Annotated in this window: 15 protein-coding genes and 1 tRNA gene; 11 read left to right on the forward strand and 5 right to left on the reverse strand. The window is 71.5% G+C overall.

The annotated features are described in order from the left end of the window. Positions 1 to 795 (reverse strand): MBL fold metallo-hydrolase, encoded by a 795-nt coding sequence (locus ABFY20_RS19500; protein ID WP_368497868.1) that lies wholly within the window; start codon positions 793 to 795, stop codon positions 1 to 3. Beyond that, complete coding sequence (locus ABFY20_RS19505; protein ID WP_368497869.1) at positions 792 to 1,889, reverse strand: LacI family DNA-binding transcriptional regulator; 1,098 nt, start codon at positions 1,887 to 1,889, stop codon at positions 792 to 794. The genes ABFY20_RS19500 and ABFY20_RS19505 overlap by 4 nt, the downstream gene beginning before the upstream one ends. Before the next feature lie 32 nt (positions 1,890 to 1,921). Here ABFY20_RS19505 and ABFY20_RS19510 point away from each other — a divergent pair, with 32 nt between their 5' ends. Genes ABFY20_RS19510 through ABFY20_RS19520 form a run of 3 tightly spaced genes read left to right on the forward strand, consistent with a single transcriptional unit; the run spans position 1,922 to position 4,457 of the window. Then, entirely contained in the window at positions 1,922 to 3,280 is a 1,359-nt protein-coding gene (locus ABFY20_RS19510; protein ID WP_368499833.1) for an MFS transporter, read from the forward strand. Positions 3,281 to 3,312: 32 nt separating this feature from the next. Further along, positions 3,313 to 4,008 carry an endonuclease NucS gene (nucS, locus tag ABFY20_RS19515; protein WP_368497870.1) on the forward strand — a complete coding sequence of 232 codons (696 nt, stop codon included), beginning with the start codon at positions 3,313 to 3,315 and terminating at the stop codon, positions 4,006 to 4,008. Positions 4,009 to 4,055: 47 nt separating this feature from the next. Beyond that, positions 4,056 to 4,457 (forward strand): SseB family protein, encoded by a 402-nt coding sequence (locus ABFY20_RS19520; protein ID WP_368497871.1) that lies wholly within the window; start codon positions 4,056 to 4,058, stop codon positions 4,455 to 4,457. A 209-nt stretch (positions 4,458 to 4,666) separates the two neighbouring features. Here the strand turns inward: ABFY20_RS19520 and ABFY20_RS19525 are convergent, their stop codons facing one another. After that, positions 4,667 to 5,839 carry an SLC13 family permease gene (locus tag ABFY20_RS19525; RefSeq protein WP_368497872.1) on the reverse strand — a complete coding sequence of 391 codons (1,173 nt, stop codon included), beginning with the start codon at positions 5,837 to 5,839 and terminating at the stop codon, positions 4,667 to 4,669. Positions 5,840 to 5,939: 100 nt separating this feature from the next. Here ABFY20_RS19525 and ABFY20_RS19530 point away from each other — a divergent pair, with 100 nt between their 5' ends. Genes ABFY20_RS19530 through ABFY20_RS19540 form a run of 3 tightly spaced genes read left to right on the forward strand, consistent with a single transcriptional unit; the run spans position 5,940 to position 8,067 of the window. After that, positions 5,940 to 6,620 (forward strand): HAD hydrolase-like protein, encoded by a 681-nt coding sequence (locus ABFY20_RS19530; protein ID WP_368497873.1) that lies wholly within the window; start codon positions 5,940 to 5,942, stop codon positions 6,618 to 6,620. 18 nt (positions 6,621 to 6,638) lie between these two features. Next, positions 6,639 to 7,274 (forward strand): hypothetical protein, encoded by a 636-nt coding sequence (locus ABFY20_RS19535; RefSeq protein ID WP_368497874.1) that lies wholly within the window; start codon positions 6,639 to 6,641, stop codon positions 7,272 to 7,274. Then, positions 7,267 to 8,067, forward strand: coding sequence for an alpha/beta hydrolase (locus ABFY20_RS19540; protein ID WP_368497875.1), 801 nt, complete (start codon positions 7,267 to 7,269; stop codon positions 8,065 to 8,067). The genes ABFY20_RS19535 and ABFY20_RS19540 overlap by 8 nt, the downstream gene beginning before the upstream one ends. Positions 8,068 to 8,077: 10 nt before the next feature. Here the strand turns inward: ABFY20_RS19540 and ABFY20_RS19545 are convergent, their stop codons facing one another. Beyond that, complete coding sequence (locus ABFY20_RS19545; protein WP_368497876.1) at positions 8,078 to 9,232, reverse strand: choice-of-anchor D domain-containing protein; 1,155 nt, start codon at positions 9,230 to 9,232, stop codon at positions 8,078 to 8,080. A 108-nt stretch (positions 9,233 to 9,340) separates the two neighbouring features. Between ABFY20_RS19545 and ABFY20_RS19550 the strand changes: the two genes are divergently transcribed. Further along, positions 9,341 to 10,624, forward strand: coding sequence for a hypothetical protein (locus tag ABFY20_RS19550; protein ID WP_368497877.1), 1,284 nt, complete (start codon positions 9,341 to 9,343; stop codon positions 10,622 to 10,624). Positions 10,625 to 10,701: 77 nt separating this feature from the next. Here the strand turns inward: ABFY20_RS19550 and ABFY20_RS19555 are convergent. Continuing rightward, positions 10,702 to 10,785 (reverse strand) — tRNA-Leu (locus ABFY20_RS19555). A 207-nt stretch (positions 10,786 to 10,992) separates the two neighbouring features. Between ABFY20_RS19555 and ABFY20_RS19560 the strand changes: the two genes are divergently transcribed. From ABFY20_RS19560 to ABFY20_RS19575, 4 genes are read left to right on the forward strand one after another with little or no spacing between them, the layout of a single operon-like run. Then, positions 10,993 to 11,760, forward strand: coding sequence for an FhaA domain-containing protein (locus ABFY20_RS19560; RefSeq protein WP_368499834.1), 768 nt, complete (start codon positions 10,993 to 10,995; stop codon positions 11,758 to 11,760). A gap of 7 nt (positions 11,761 to 11,767) precedes the next feature. Continuing rightward, positions 11,768 to 12,355, forward strand: a complete 588-nt coding sequence (locus tag ABFY20_RS19565; protein WP_368497878.1) for an FHA domain-containing protein — start codon at positions 11,768 to 11,770, stop codon at positions 12,353 to 12,355. A gap of 3 nt (positions 12,356 to 12,358) precedes the next feature. Next, positions 12,359 to 13,702, forward strand: coding sequence for a PP2C family serine/threonine-protein phosphatase (locus ABFY20_RS19570; protein ID WP_368497879.1), 1,344 nt, complete (start codon positions 12,359 to 12,361; stop codon positions 13,700 to 13,702). 17 nt (positions 13,703 to 13,719) lie between these two features. Beyond that, entirely contained in the window at positions 13,720 to 15,102 is a 1,383-nt protein-coding gene (locus ABFY20_RS19575) for an FtsW/RodA/SpoVE family cell cycle protein (RefSeq protein ID WP_368499835.1), read from the forward strand. The last annotated feature ends 1 nt before the right edge of the window (position 15,103 follow it).

Genomic DNA, 15,103 nt, shown 5'->3' on the forward strand with positions numbered 1-15,103 from the left:
TCAGACCTCGATGCGGTCGCCCACCCGAGCGACCCGAACATCGCCCGCGAACTCAGCGGATGCGCGGCGCACCGCATCGTCGTCGGCAACGGTCTCGGCGAGGTGCGTGAGCAGTAGTCGCTCGGCACCCGCGGCCGCCGCGGTGCGACCCGCGTCGTCGGGGGTGTGGTGCACGGGCGGGCCCGCGGGTGCGCCGTCGTAGCCCGCCTCGACGATCAGGAGATGAGCCCCTTCGCCGAGCTCGACGAGGGAGGTGCAGGGTGCGCTGTCGCCCGAGTACGCCAGGCGACGGCCCCGGTGCTTGGCCGCGAGCCCGAAGGCGGGAACGCCGTGCTGCACCGGGCCCCACTCCAGGGTGAGGTCGCCGAGGCGGTGCTCCCCCCATCCACTCATCGTCACCGGGGTGAACACGCGCGGCAGCTCGTGCACGGCGTTCGGCCCCAGGAAGTCGACGAGCCGCTCGACGAGGCCGTCGGGGGCGATGAGGGGAATCGGATGCGCGGGGCGGAGTTCGGAGAAGCGCAGGGCGTAGTAGGCCACCAGCAGGTCGGCGGAGTGATCGGCGTGCCGGTGCGAGACGAAGACGGCGTCGAGCTCATCGAGACCGATGTGGCGCTGGAGCTCGGCGAGGGTGCCGGTGCCGGCGTCGACCCAGACGTTCGTGGGGCGGCGCGCGGAGTCGGTGCCGGCGGAGTCGGTGCCGGCGGGGTCGTCGGTCGCCTGCAGCAGGTAGCCCGAGCACGGGTCGCCGGGCCGCGGGTAGGGGGTTGCTGTGCCGAGCACGGTGACGATCACTCAGGCCTCCTCTCGGGCGCTGACACGCCGTCATGGGGCGGTGCCGTGGTGGCACCGCGGTGGAAGGTGCAGACGAAGACACCCGAGGCCGCCGGCCTGCCCGCGAGCAGCTCGACCACGGCGGTTCCCGCCGCCTTCCCCTTCTCGGCCACCGGCTGCCGCATGGTGGTGAGGTCGCGGTCGCCGAGCCCGTCGATGCGCACGCCGTCGAAGCCCGTGACGCTGAGGTCGCGAGGCACCTCGAGGCCGAGGTCGCGGGCCGCCTGCAGCACGCCGACGGCCAGCAGGTCGCTCTGCGCGAGCACCGCGGTGGGCCGCTCGCGCTCGGGCACCTCGAGCAGGGCGCGGGCGGCGAGGGCGCCCTCCTCGACGAGGTTGTGCCCGGCCGACCAGGCGGGCGCGTCGGGGAAGACGCGCAGCACCCCCTCGAGCCGGTCGGCGGCGACGGCGGTGGTCATCGCCTGTCGGCGCTCGGGCGTGAGCGGGCCGGTCTCGCGGTGCTCGTCGGTGCCGAGGGTGATGACGGCGACCTTCCGGTGGCCGAGTTCGGCGAGATGCCGCGCCAGCGTCTCGGCCGCGTCGGCGTTGTCGAGACCGATGTCGGTGACCCCGGCAGCGTAGCTCTGTGCTCCACCCTCGATCGTGACCACCGGCACACCGCGGGCCTGCAGGGCCGGGATCACCGAGCCGAAGACGGGGCTGCATCCCATGATGACCGCCGCGTCGACCGCCGCCTCGCGGATGCCGCCCTCGACCGCCCCCGATTCGGTCATGAGCAGCAGGCCGTTGCTGTCGGAGCCGAGCCCCGTGGCGATGCCGTCGAGGGTCGAGACGTTCACCGGGTCGCGGAAGGCGTTGAGCAGACTCTCGTCGAAGACGATGCCGACGACCCCGGAACGCCCCTGACGCAGCGACCTCGCCCGCGGATCGGGCCCTGAGTAGCCGAGCTCCCGAGCGGCGGCGAGCACCCGCTCACGTGTGGCGTCGGAGACCGGGCCCGCGCCGCTGAAGGCGAGGGATGCGGTCGACACCGACACCCCCGCGTGCTCGGCCACGAGGGAGAGCGTGACCCGTGGTTGCTCGGCGCTCGACATGCTTGCTAGCCTAGTCGAATCGTTTCGATCGAATCGTTTCGACCCCCCACCCATCGGAACCCTCCACGACCAGCGCACCACCGACCAGGAGCACCATGACCACCGCCACGCTCTCGCGCCCGCAACTCACCGCCTGGCGCAACGCGATCTTCGTGGTCTTCGCGCTGTCGGGCATCTCGCTCGCCAGCTGGGTCGCCCGGCTGCCCACCGTGCGCGACAACCTCGGCCTCGACACCGCGCAGGTGGGCATCCTCATCTTCGCGATGTCGGCAGGCTCCGTGATCGGCCTCGTGGCCGCGCCGCCCATCATGCTGCGTCTCGGTGCCCGCACGGGCATGGTGGTGGCGCTCTGCCTCGTCGCCCTCGGCTGCGTGCTCATAGGGCTCGGCACCTCCGTCTTCTTCACCGCCGCGGTCGTGGCGGTGGGCCTCGCCCTGTTCGGCTTCGGCAACGGCGCCGTCGACGTGATGATGAACGTCGAAGGCGCCGCAGCCGAGCGCGCCATCGGCAAGACGCTCATGCCCCTCATGCACGCCTTCTACAGCTTCGGCACGGTGGCGGGCGCCGGCCTCGGTGCCCTCGCCTCGCTGTTCGCGGTGCCCGTCGCTGTGCACCTCAGCGTGATCGCGGCGGTCATCGCCGTCGCGGCGCTCGTGGCCATCCGCTTCGTGCCGCGCGGGGCCGAGGCGTCAGAAGCGTCTGGCGCGACCGAAGCCGACGCAGCGGGCTCGTCCGCCGCCGCAGCACCCCGGGCGGGCTTCCGCGAGCGTCTGCTCGGCAGCCTCGTCGTGTGGAAAGACCTGCGACTGCTCGCCATCGGCGTGATCATGCTCGGCATGGCCTTCGCCGAGGGCTCGGCAAACGACTGGCTGACGCTTGCCGTCGTCGACGGCTACGACCAGTCGAACACCACCGGCGCCGTCGTGTTCGGCCTGTTCACCGTGTCGATGACGGCGGGGCGCGTGCTCGGGGGGCCGGTGCTCGACCGCTTCGGGCGCGTTCCCGTGCTGAGGGTGAGCGCCCTGCTCGGCGCGCTCGGGCTGGCCGTGTTCATCTTCGCGCCCGCCCTCGCGCCGATGGCCCCCTGGATCGGCTACGCCGGCACCGTGTTCTGGGCCCTCGGCTGCTCGCTCGGCTTCCCGGTCGGCATGTCGGCCGCCGCCGACAACGACGACCCGCGTGTGTCGGCGGCGCGGGTGAGCGCCGTGGCGATCATCGGGTACGTGGCGTTCCTGGTGGGCCCGCCCGTCATCGGCCTGCTCGGTCACGAGTTCGGCATCCTCAACGGCCTGCTGCTCGTGCTCGCCCTCGTGGTGCTCGCCGGCCTCGCCTCGCCCGCCGCCCGCGAGCGCCACCCCCGCCCCGCCGTGAAGCCGGCCGCTTCGGCCTGAGCCGCCGCGCGCATCCGCGTTACGCTCGTCGGGTGCGTCTCGTCATTGCCACCTGTTCCGTCGACTACGCGGGCCGTCTCAGCGCGCACCTGCCGCTCGCCAAGCGCCTGCTCATGCTGAAGAGCGACGGGAGCCTGCTCGTGCACTCCGACGGCGGCTCCTACAAGCCGCTGAACTGGATGAGCCCGCCCTGCACCGTCACCGTACTCGAGCCCGACGCCGACCAGGCGGATGCGGGAATCACCGAGCTCTGGAAGGTCACCCAGAAGAAGACCGACGACGTGCTGGTCGTGTCGATCCACGAGGTGGAGCACGACTCGGCGCACGAGCTCGGCATCGACCCCGGGCTCGTGAAAGACGGCGTCGAGGCGCACCTGCAGAAGCTCCTCGCCGAGCAGATCGAGCTGCTCGGCGACGGCCACACCCTGGTGCGCCGGGAGTACATGACGGCGATCGGCCCGGTCGACATCCTCGCCCGCGACTCGGCCGGTGCTGCCGTCGCCGTCGAGATCAAGCGCCGCGGCGACATCGACGGCGTGGAGCAGCTCACCCGCTACCTCGAGCTGATGAACCGCGACCCGCACCTCTCGCCCGTGCAGGGCGTCTTCGCCGCGCAGGAGATCAAGCCGCAGGCCCGCACCCTCGCTCACGACCGTGGCATCCGCACCCTCGTGCTCGACTACGACGCCATGCGCGGACTCGACGACGCCGACTCCCGCCTGTTCTGAGCGGCGCGCGACCCGTTCGCGCCCCGCGCCCCGGATAGGGTGGGCGGGTGGCACGTCGCGCTCCCGCCTTCCCGAAGTCGTACTCGAACCGGCAGCTCCGCAAGGCGCTCGAGACGTTCGCGGCCCTGCCCAACCGCACCACGCTCGACGCCCTGCTCGCTGCGATGCGCACCGGAGGCCTCGTCGTCGACATCACCGGAACGACGGATGCTGCCGACCCGCAGCTGCGCACCCTGCTGTCGACCGAGGGTGAGCCGGTGCTTCCGCTGTTCACCTCGATCGCCGAGCTGAGGCTCGCTGTTCCCGAGGAGGCTCGGGCCGAGGCTCAGGCGATGATCCTGCCCGCGCGCGAAGCGCTCGCGCTGGTGGAGACTGCCGACTTCGTCGCCGTGCAGTTCGACCCGGGGAGCATCGGGCAGGTCATCAAGCGCGACTACGTCACGGGCTGAGCGGGGGCGCGCCGCGCATCCGGAGTCTCTGCGCCGAACGACGGAGCCCCTAGGTGTGTCTCTCAACCCGGGGGGCGGCGAGGACGTGCCCGGGTGGTGTGATCGCAAGGCGGATGAGGAGTCGATAGCGGCGCTATCGACTCCGAAGACAACGCCGCGAGCGCGCCGCCCGGGTGCGCCGCAGCGCCCGCCGGGTTGAGAGACACACCCTAGGCCACGAGAGCGAGCACCACGGTCGCGAGCGGCACGATGACCACGACCGCGATGAGCCCCAGCCCCATGAAGCGCGGCCACGAGATGGTCACCCCGAGCGACGTCAGGCGCTGGTGCCAGAGCAGGGTCGCGAGCGAGGCCCACGGGGTGACCAGCGGGCCGAGGTTGGTGCCGATGAGCAGCGCCATGATGCGCGCCGAGCTGTCGGCGTGCGGCTCGAGCACGAGGTAGGCGGGGAGGTTGTTCAGCACGTTCGCGCTGAGGGCGCCCACCGCCGCGAGGTGCAGCAGGCTGAGCGGGTCGTCGCCCGAGCCGGTCACCTGGGTCAGAACGGATTCGAGTCCGCGCACCTGAGCGGCTTCGACCAGCACGAACAACCCGAGGGCGATGCCGAGCGCCTGCCACGGGATGAGCGAGGGCCTGATCGCCGAGCGTCGCCGCACGAGGAACATGCCGAGCAGCAGCACCGCGCCCGCCCCGGCCACCAGCGCGACCTCGATGCCCGAGACGAGCATCGGCAGCAGCACCGCCACGACGACGGCGCTGAACACGAGCAGCACGCGGTCGTCGACCGGCGTGCGCTCGGGCAGCGTGAACGACCCGCGGAGGCTGCGGCGGTGCACGAGCGAGAGGATGGCCACGGTCGCCGCCACGCCCACCAGCCCGGGCGCCCACGACACCGCGAGGAAGGAGGCGGGGCTCTCACCGAGACGGTCGGCGGCGAGCAGGTTGGTGAGGTTCGAGACCGGCAGGAACAGCGACGCCGTGTTGGCGAGCCACACGGTCGCCAGCGCGAAGGGCAGGGGCGGGATGCCGACGTGCTGCGCCAGAACGACCACCACCGGTGTCACCAGCACGGCGGTGGTGTCGAGCGAGAGGAAGGCGGTGCTCACCACGGCGAGCGCGATGACGAGCGCCCAGAGCAGCCACACCCGCCCGCGACCCCAGCCGGCGAGGCGTTCGGCGAGCGCCGTGAACACGCCCGCCTCGCTCGCGAGTTCGGCGACGATCGTGATGCCGACGACGAAGGCGAGCACCGGGGCCACCCGCGCAAGGAGCGCGACGAAGTCGCTCCAGGGCAGGAACCCGGCGGCGACGACGAGGGCGGCGGCGAGGAGGAGGGCGACGGTGAGGATCGTTCCGATCCTGCGCCCTGCAGCGGCGAGCATGATCGGCGAGTCTATTCCGCTTCGGGTCGCCGCCGGTGACGGTCGGGGACACCTCCCGGCGCCCGCTCGGTTGGGGGGGCCTGAGCGCCCTCCACCTAGGATGTCTCGGGTGACTCGACAGACTCCCACCAAACCCTGGTCGTGCATCCTGTTCGACCTCGACGGCACCATCACCGATTCCGCCCCCGGCATCATCGGCCGTCTGTCGCGCACGCTCGAAGCCCTCGGCCGGCCGGTGCCGCTGCCCGCCGAGCTGGTCGCCTTCGTCGGCCCGCCCATCCTCGACGGGTTCCGCGACGTCGCCGACATGAACCCGCAGGAGGCCGCCGAGGCGCTTCAGGTGTACCGCGGGCTCGCGGCGACCGACGGCCCTCAGGGCGACGCCACCGTCTACCCCGGCATGCTCGGGCTGGTGAAGGCCATCCACGAGGCCGGTGTGCCGCTCGCGCTGGCCACCTCGAAGTCGGAGGTGCAGGCGCAGCGCGTGCTGGAGCACCTCGGCATCGCCGACTGCTTCGACGTCGTCTGCGGCTCGTCGGAAGACGAGACCAGGAGCGCCAAGAAGGACGTGGTCGAAGAGGCGTTGCGCCGCCTGAGGGAGCAGGGGGTCGACCTGTCGAACCTCGTCATGGTGGGCGACCGCGAGCACGACGTGGAGGGCGCCGGGCATCACGGGGTTCCCGTGGTCATGGTCGAGTGGGGCTACGGCTCGCCCGCCGAGGCGGTGGGTGCCATCGCGGTGGTGCACTCGGTCGAGCAATTGCGCGACAAGCTGCTCTGACAGGTCCATACTCCCTTCATGGGGTCTGAAGCGCTCGTCACGGTGACGGTGACGGATGCGCGTGGCCAAGTGCTCCTCACCGCCGACGGCGTGAAGGCGGTGCTGGAGTCGGGCGAGCTCGTCCTCCGCGCCCCGGTGCGCCGCACCTTCGTGCTCACCTCCCTCGACGGGGTGGAGACAGCGGGGCCCGAGCTGCGGTTCCACGACCACGAGCACCGCTTCGCCCTCCGCTTCGAGTCGGAGACGGCAGCGGTGCGGTGGGCTGCCAAGGCCTCGGCGCCGCCGCCCACACTCGCCTCGAAGCTCGGGGTCTCGCCCGAGCATCCCGCCGTCGTTCTCGGGCGGGCCCCGGGCGACGAGGTGCTGCTCGCCGCACTCGACGGGTGCAGAGTCGAGGGGCCGCAGCCGTCGGCGGTCGTCGCCCTCGCCGAGGTCGACACCCGCGACGAGCTGGAGCAGGCCCTCATTGAGTGGGCAGCCCTCCCCACGCCTCTGCCGCTCTGGGTGGTGCACGGCAAGGGTGCGACGACGGCGATCCGGGCCGACGAGGTGCGGCTGGCGCTGCGCGAGCGCGGGTTCACCGACACGAAGGTGTCGGCCGTCTCGTCGTCGCGGGGCGCGACGCGATACAGCCCGCCGAGGCCGCATGGCTGAGCGCAACGGCGGCGTCGGCGGTCACGGTGGCGGCGTCGTCGAAGCAAGACGGCACCCGGTGCTGAGGCGGTTCGCGGGCGTCGTCGTCGCAGCGCTGGCGGTGCTCGCGGTACTGGTCGTCGCCTTCGTCATCTCGGCGAAGACCACCTTCGCCGCCGAGCTCGAGCCGGTGCAGGAGGTCGCCGCCGACAGCGCGGTCGACGTGCGGTGGAGCTACGACCAGGTGGTGCTCACGCCGAGCGCCGGTGGGAGCACGACCGGTCTGATGTTCATTCCCGGGGCGAAGGTCGACCCGCTCGCCTACATCTACAAGCTCGCGCCGCTGGCCGAGGCGGGGGTGACCGTAGTGATCCCCCGGCCGCTGCTCAACTTCGCCATCCTCGACGCGCGGCCGCTCGAGGCGTTCACCTCGGCGGCTCCGGGTGTCGACACCTGGTTCGTGGGAGGGCACTCGCTCGGCGGTGTGAAGGCCTGCCAGTACGCGAGCGGGGGCGGGGTGGCGGGCCTGGTGCTGTTCGGCTCGTACTGCGCGGGCGATGAGTCGTCGCTCGACGTGCCCGTGCTGTCGCTCTGGGGTTCGAACGACGGGCTGAGCACGCCCACCGACATCGAGGCGAGCCGCGCCCAGCTGCCCGCGGGCACCGAGTTCGTCGAGCTCGAGGGCGCCACCCACGCCCAGTTCGGCGACTACGGTCTCCAGCCCGGCGACGGCGACACCACCACCACCGACCCCGAGGTGCGCGCCGCCATCGCCGCCGCCCTGGTTCCTTTCGTCACCGAGGGCGGCGGCTGACACCGATTCGTCAGCGTGCCTGCCGGCGTCCTGCCTGCCTCACCCGAACGACGGCGAGCGTTCCGCCGAGGAGCGCGAGCGCCACGAAGGCCACACCGGGAATCACCTCGGCACCGGTCTGCGCCAACGACCCGGCGCCGCGCGTGCCGGCGGTGCCGGCGGCCTCGCCCGCACCCGCACCGCCGCTACCCGAAGCACCGCCACCCGTTCCCGACCCACCGGGCGCCGCGGTCGCCGTCGCGCTCGGAGTGGGAGTCGCCGTCGGGTTCGGCGTCGCCGTCGAGGTGGGCGTCGGAGTCCGAGTCGGTGTGGGAGTGGGCGTCGGCCCGACCCCCGACACTGCCTCGGCGGTCAGCGGCAGGATGACCGTGACGCTCGGCGCCTCGGGATTGCCGTTCATGACGCGGCCGACGATCGTCACCGTGCCGGTGACACTCCCCGCCTTCGTGGGGCTGAATCGAAGATCGACGGTTCCCGTGTCGCGCGGCATGAGGGTCGCGCCCGCACCGAACGACGACGACGCGATCTTCACGGTCGACAGCGCAGCGCCGGCACTGTCGCGCACCACGACGTCGCCCTCAGTGAAACGGAGGGGGTCGATGCCCGCCACCGTGATCGTGAGGCGCACCGTCGCCTGACTCCCCGTTTTCACGCTGCCGAAGGCCAGTGCAGCCCTGCCATCCGGCTGGGTGGCCGTGAAGGAGGCACGATCGGTGGTGAGGGACTGGGCGTCGAAACGGACGGGGAGAGTGAACGAGCCAATACCCGAGACGTCGAGGGCGGTGAGTGCCACCGTCTGGCTGGAGACCGTGCCGGCGGCCGGCGCTGTGTACTGCACGGTGAGCGTACGCCGCTGCCCCGTCGCGATCACATCACCGGCCTTGATCGTCGTGCCGGTGAGAACGAACGGGGCGGTCAGGGTGCCGAGGGGCGCCGGGTCGATCGTGACCGAGTCCATACCCTCGTTGAGGATGGTGATCGTGCGGGTGATGACGGTTCCTGTCTTGACGGGACCGAAATTGCCGTCCTTGCCCTCGATGATCACCGACAGGGGGTCGCTCGGAGCCGCCATCGCCGGACCCGGCGCGAAGGCCGCACCCGCTAGAGCGATGCCCGCGACGACGAGCGTCGTCAACGCGCGCTTCAGAACGGAGTTCGATGGCATGGGGGTACCCGCTTTCTTCTCAGACGTGGGAATCAGCGTGCGTGACGACCGCCCCACCCCGTTATGAGCAATCAGTACTCACCCACCGGGCCTCCCTACGATGGGCACATGGACGCCCTCTCACTCCTCCCGAGCGTGATCGTGTTCGGCACCGTCGGCGTGGCGGTGGTCTCGGCGGTCGTGCTGCTGCGGCGCCGGGCCCGGCGCTCCCCCGCACCCGCCATCTCTCGCGCGCCGGCCCGCGAGAGCGTCGCCGACCTCTCCCGCCGCGCCGGCATCGCCCTCGTGCGCATGGACGACGCCGTGCGCTCCGCCGAGCAGGAGCTCGAGTTCGCCCGCGCCGAGTTCGGCGACGCCGCCACCACGGCCTTCGCCGACGCAGTCGCCACGGCGAAGCGCCGCGCCTCGGAGGCGTTCGCCCTGAAGCAGCGTCTCGACGACAGCGTTCCCGACACCGAGCAGGAGCAGCGCGATTGGAACAAGCGCATCCTGGCCCTCGGCGACACCGCCGTCGCCCTGGTCGACGAGCAGACCCGCGGGTTCGACGACCGCCGCCGCGCCGAGAGCTCCGCCGCCGAGTCACTGCGCCTCGTGCGTGCCCGTCTCGCCGAGGCGCGCGCCGACGTCCCGGAAGCGCGCCGCACCCTCGAACGCGTCTCCGCCTCGTTCGATCCCGAAGCGCTCGGCAGCCTCACGAGTGCGCCCGACCGTGCCGAGAGACTCTTCGCCAGCGCCTCCTCGCGCCTCGACGAGGCGGCGGCGCTCCTGGAGTCCGACCCGCTGGCCGCCGTGGCGGGTCTTGTCCGCACTGCAGGAGAGGAGCTCGCCGACGCGCGCGACATCCTCTCCGACGTGCGCGAGCTCCCCGCCGCTCTCGACCGCGCCACCGCAGCCCGCGAGGCGGCACTCGCCGCCGCCCGCGACCTCCTCGTCGAGGCGGCGCGGCTGCGCGACGAGGTCGACGACCAGTCGGCGGCGACCGAGATCGCCGTGGCCCTCACCGGGCTCACCGACGCCGTCGGCACCGCCTCGCGGAGACGACCACCGCATCCGAGTGCCGACCTCGACCTCCTCGCCGCGGCGAGCGCCCCCCTCGAGACGGCGGTGGCCACGGCGCGGAGCGCCCAGCGCCGGCTCGACGCCGCCCGCGAGGCTCTCGCCGGTGCCCTGCAGATCGCCGAGAGCCACCTCGACACGGCCCGCCGCTCGATCGCCTCGAACCGCGGCCGGGTGGGGCCGGATGCGCGCACCCGCCTGGCCTCGGCCGAACGCGAACTCGGTCTGGCACGCCTCGAGGCCGACCCGATCGCCGCGCTCGACGGGGCGCGCCGCGCAGCGACCCTCGCCACCGATGCCGACGCCCTGGCCCACTACGACGCCCTGCACGGCTGAGCCCCAGCGGGCATCCCCCAGAGCGGGCTACCCCTTAAAGCACGAATGCCGGTCACAAGACCGGCACCCGATGTCCGTGCGCGAGGGGGGACTTGAACCCCCACGCCCTTGCGGGCACTGGCACCTGAAGCCAGCGCGTCTGCCAATTCCGCCACTCGCGCGAACTAGGAGAGGTTAGCACGCCGCGGCGGCGCGAGCGAACCGGGGCCCTGACGGGGCCTGAGAGTGCATTAACACCCAAGACAAGTAACATCGACGTAGCATTCACGCCTTTGACAGTGCGCCTCCTGCGCGCGGCAGCCACCGACACCGAGAATCCCACCGGACTGGTGGGCCGACGGAGACGCGGAAACAAGATCGGGAGAGACGTGGGAATACTGGACAACTTCGAGAGGGGTCTCGAGCGCGCCGTGAACGGCGCCTTCGCGAAGACCTTCCGCTCGGGGCTCCAGCCGGTCGAGATCTCCTCGGCGCTGAAGCGCGAACTCGACACCAAGGCGGCGGTGGTCTCGCGCGACCGCATCCTGGTGCCGAACAGCTTCCAGGTGCGGTTGTCCTCCTCCGACCACCAGCGCATGGCGGGCATCGGCCAGGCCCTGCTCGACGACCTCGACCAGATCGTCGTTCAGCACGCCGCCCAGCAGGGCTTCCAGTTCGCCGGCCCGGTGATGATCGAACTGGTGCCCGACGAGAAGCTCACCACGGGTGTCGTGCAGATCGACTCGGCGAACCTGCAGGGTGAGGTGAGCTGGGTTCCCGTGCTCGACGTCGCCGGGGTGCGCCACCCCATCACCCGCTCCCGCACCATCGTCGGCCGGGGCAGCGACGCCGACATCACCGTCGACGACACCGGCACCTCGCGCAAGCACGTCGAGATCGTGTGGGACGGCCAGAACGCCCAGGCCCGCGACCTCGGCTCCACGAACGGTTCCGAGCTGAACGGTCGGCCGTTCCAGCGCGCCAACCTCGAGCCCGACTCGGTCATCCGCATCGGCCGAACCGACATCGTCTTCCGGGTGGTGCCGCAGACCTCCGTGCGCGGTGCCGATGCGGGCAGGGGAGCCCGGCCCGCCGAGGGCCGCGCCTCCCACGACGCCGGCCGCCCCCCGCTCGATCCCGGCGGATTCTGGCGGTAGGCGGCTCATGAGCGAACTCACCCTCCTCATCCTGCAGCTGGCGTTCCTGGCGCTGCTGTGGGTGTTCATCTTCATCGTGGTCTACGCGATGCGCTCCGACCTGTTCGGTCAGCGGGTGCGCAAGCTGAAGGATGCTCCTGCCGCAGCAGGTGCCCCCGTGAACCCCCCCGCACCGAACCCGGCGAACGCAGCCGCGGCAGCCCCGGCAGCCCCCGCCGCACCGCCCCCGCCCGCGCCGAAGGTGCCCACCTTCGTGCCCGTCGCCGGCACCGAGCTGAGCGGTCCGCCGCGCGCCACCACCACCAACGCCGGCCGACTCGTCATCACCTCGGGCCCCAAGTCGGGCAGCGAGATCGCCCTCGGGTCGGAGCCGCTCACCATCGGCCGCTCCTCCGACTCCAGCGTCGTCATCCGCGACGACTACACCTCCACCCACCACGCTCGCCTCATGATCTGGGGCGACGAGTGGGTCATCCAAGACCTCGATTCCACGAACGGCACCTTCCTCGACGGCGTGCGGGTGACCGCTCCCGTCCACGTGCCCCTGAACACGCCGATCCGCATCGGTGCCACGAGCTTCGAGCTCCGGCGGTAGCCCATGGCCATCGTGACCGTGAGCGCGGCCGTGTCCCACGTGGGCAAGATCCGCTCGAACAACCAGGACTCCGGCTTCGCCGGCGAGACCCTCTTCGCCGTCGCCGACGGCATGGGCGGGCACGCCGGCGGAGACGTCGCGAGCGCCCTGGCGCTCAAGCGCCTCGCCGAGATCGACGGCGAATACAGCTCCGCCGTCGATGCCGAGTTCGCGCTGCAGGAAGCCATCGTCGCGGCCAACGCGGTGCTCACCGAGACCGTGTACGAGCATCCGGAGCTCACCGGCATGGGCACGACGCTGTCGGCACTCGTGCGCGTCGGGCACAGTGTCGCCCTCGCCCACATCGGCGACTCCCGGGTCTACCGCCTGCGCGACGACACCCTCACGCAGATCACCGTCGACCACACCTTCGTGCAGCGGCTCGTCGACTCCGGGCGCATCACGCCCGAGGAGGCGAAGACGCACCCGAGGCGCTCGGTGCTCATGCGCGTGCTCGGCGACGTCGACGCGGCGCCCGAGGTCGACCTGCAAGTGATGGACACCCGGCCCGGCGACCGCTGGATGCTCTGCTCCGACGGCCTCTCCGGCGTGGTCGAGCACGACGAGATCGAGGCGATCCTGAAAGACTCCATCGCCCCGGCAGACGCCGCGGATGCGCTGGTGAAGTCGAGCCTGGACCACGGCGCCCCCGACAACGTCACCGTCGTCGTGGTCGACGTGCACCAGTCGCTCGACACCCCCGAGGTGGAGCCGGTTCTGGTGGGCTCGGCGGCACGGCCGATCGCGTTCGAGCAGTCGTCGGGTCGGCGCACCTCGCGCATCCCTGGCCTCAGGCTGCACCCGAGGGGCCCCGCCTCCACCGAGCCGAGCCACTTCGAACCGGGCTCGGAGGATTACCTCGACGAGCTCATCGAAGAAGACCGGCGGCGCAGCCGTCGCCGCAAGATCACCTGGCTGATCGCGGCACTCCTCGCCGTGGCGCTCATCGCCCTGGGTCTCTACGCCGGCTACCGCTGGACGCAGACCCGCTACTACGTGGGCGAGTCGAACGGCAACGTCGCCGTCTTCCAGGGTGTGCAGCAAGGGGTCGGCCCCATCCAGCTCTCGCACGTGTTCCAGGAGACCGACATCCCGACGGATGCTCTCCCCGGTTACACGCAACGCCAGGTCGAGAACACCATCAGCGCCGACTCGGTCACCGCGGCGCTCGACATCGTGAAGCGCCTGAGCGACACCGCGGCCGAGGGCTCCGAGAGTGGATCGGGCGAGGGCGGGTCGACCGACGGCGGTACGCCGACGCCGACGCCGACGCCGACCCCGAGCCCGAGCGGGAGCCCCGCACCGTGACAGACGCCACAGCTCCGGTGGGCACGGCACCCGCCGCCCCGGCCGCTCCTCCCACCAAGGGGGTGCGACGCATCCGGGTGCCGCAGAAGCTGCGCAACCTCGAGCTGTTCCTGCTCGTGTTCGTCTGCGCGGTCAACGCCTTCGCCATCGTGCTGGTGCAGTTCGGTGCGCTCGGCGCCGCCGACGGCACCGTGGTGACCCTGGGTGCCGGGCTGTCGCTGCTCGTGTTCGGGCTGCACATCGCGCTGCGATTCGTGGCGACGAACGCCGATCCGTTCATCCTGCCCATCGCGACGCTGCTGAACGGTGTCGGCATCGCGATGATCTACCGCATCGACATCGCCGAGAACCTCACCGGCTGGGAGAGCACCGCGGTGCGCCAGGTGGTGTGGAGCGGCATCGCGATCGTGCTGGCGCTCCTCGTCATCGTCGTCATCCGCAACCACCGGGTGCTGCAGCGCTACACCTACCTCGCGATGCTCGTGGCCGCGGTGCTCCTGCTGCTGCCGATGCTGCCGGTGATCGGCCAGGAGATCTACGGGGCGCGGGTGTGGATCCACATCGGTGCGTTCTCGTTCCAGCCCGGTGAGGTGGCGAAGATCGCCCTCGCGGTGTTCTTCGCCGGCTACCTCGTCTCGCGCCGCGACAGCCTGTCGATGGTCGGCACGAAGGTGCTCGGCATGCGCTTCCCGCGCGCCCGCGACCTCGGCCCCATCCTGGTGCTCTGGGCGATGTCGATGGCGATCATCATCTTCCAGCGCGACCTCGGCACGGCGCTCCTGTACTTCGGCCTGTTCGTCGTGATGATCTACGTCGCCACCGGGCGCGCCAGCTGGGTCGTGCTGGGCGTCGGGCTGTTCCTCGTCGGAGCCGTCGTCGCCGGCCAGGTGCTGGTGTACGTCAACGACAGGTTCACCAACTGGCTCGACGCCTTCAACCCCGCCATCTACGACGAGGTCGGGGGCAGCTACCAGTTGGTGCAGGGTCTGTTCGGCCTCGCGAACGGCGGACTCATCGGCACCGGTCTCGGCCGGGGGCGGCCCGACATCACCCCGCTCGCGCAGAGCGACTACATCGTCGCCTCGCTCGGTGAGGAGCTCGGGCTCGCCGGCCTGTTCGCGATCTTCGCGCTGCTGCTGCTGTTCGTCTCGCGCGGCTTCCGCATCAGCTTCGCCGGGCAGGACGACTTCGGCCGTCTGCTCGGCGTGGGGCTGTCGTTCACGGTCGCGCTGCAGTGCTTCATCGTCATCGGCGGTGTCACGAGGGTCATCCCCCTCACCGGTCTCACCACGCCGTTCATGGCGGCGGGCGGCTCCTCGCTCGTGGCGAACTGGATCATCGTCGGACTGCTGCTGCGCCTGTCGGACACAGTGCGCAATCAGCCGAGGCTGGTGATCTAGA

It is taken from the genome of Herbiconiux sp. A18JL235, from assembly GCF_040939305.1.
Taxonomy (GTDB): Bacteria; Actinomycetota; Actinomycetes; order Actinomycetales; family Microbacteriaceae; genus Herbiconiux.

Coding starts and splice junctions, on each gene's coding strand:
- ABFY20_RS19505 (WP_368497869.1), bottom strand. CDS start 1,889: ATGTCGAGCGCCGAGCAACCACGGGTCACGCTCTCCCTCGTGGCCGAG.
- ABFY20_RS19525 (WP_368497872.1), bottom strand. CDS start 5,839: ATGCTCGCCGCTGCAGGGCGCAGGATCGGAACGATCCTCACCGTCGCC.
- ABFY20_RS19530 (WP_368497873.1), top strand. CDS start 5,940: ATGTCTCGGGTGACTCGACAGACTCCCACCAAACCCTGGTCGTGCATC.
- ABFY20_RS19535 (WP_368497874.1), top strand. CDS start 6,639: ATGGGGTCTGAAGCGCTCGTCACGGTGACGGTGACGGATGCGCGTGGC.
- ABFY20_RS19540 (WP_368497875.1), top strand. CDS start 7,267: ATGGCTGAGCGCAACGGCGGCGTCGGCGGTCACGGTGGCGGCGTCGTC.
- ABFY20_RS19545 (WP_368497876.1), bottom strand. CDS start 9,232: ATGCCATCGAACTCCGTTCTGAAGCGCGCGTTGACGACGCTCGTCGTC.
- ABFY20_RS19550 (WP_368497877.1), top strand. CDS start 9,341: ATGGACGCCCTCTCACTCCTCCCGAGCGTGATCGTGTTCGGCACCGTC.
- ABFY20_RS19565 (WP_368497878.1), top strand. CDS start 11,768: ATGAGCGAACTCACCCTCCTCATCCTGCAGCTGGCGTTCCTGGCGCTG.
- ABFY20_RS19570 (WP_368497879.1), top strand. CDS start 12,359: ATGGCCATCGTGACCGTGAGCGCGGCCGTGTCCCACGTGGGCAAGATC.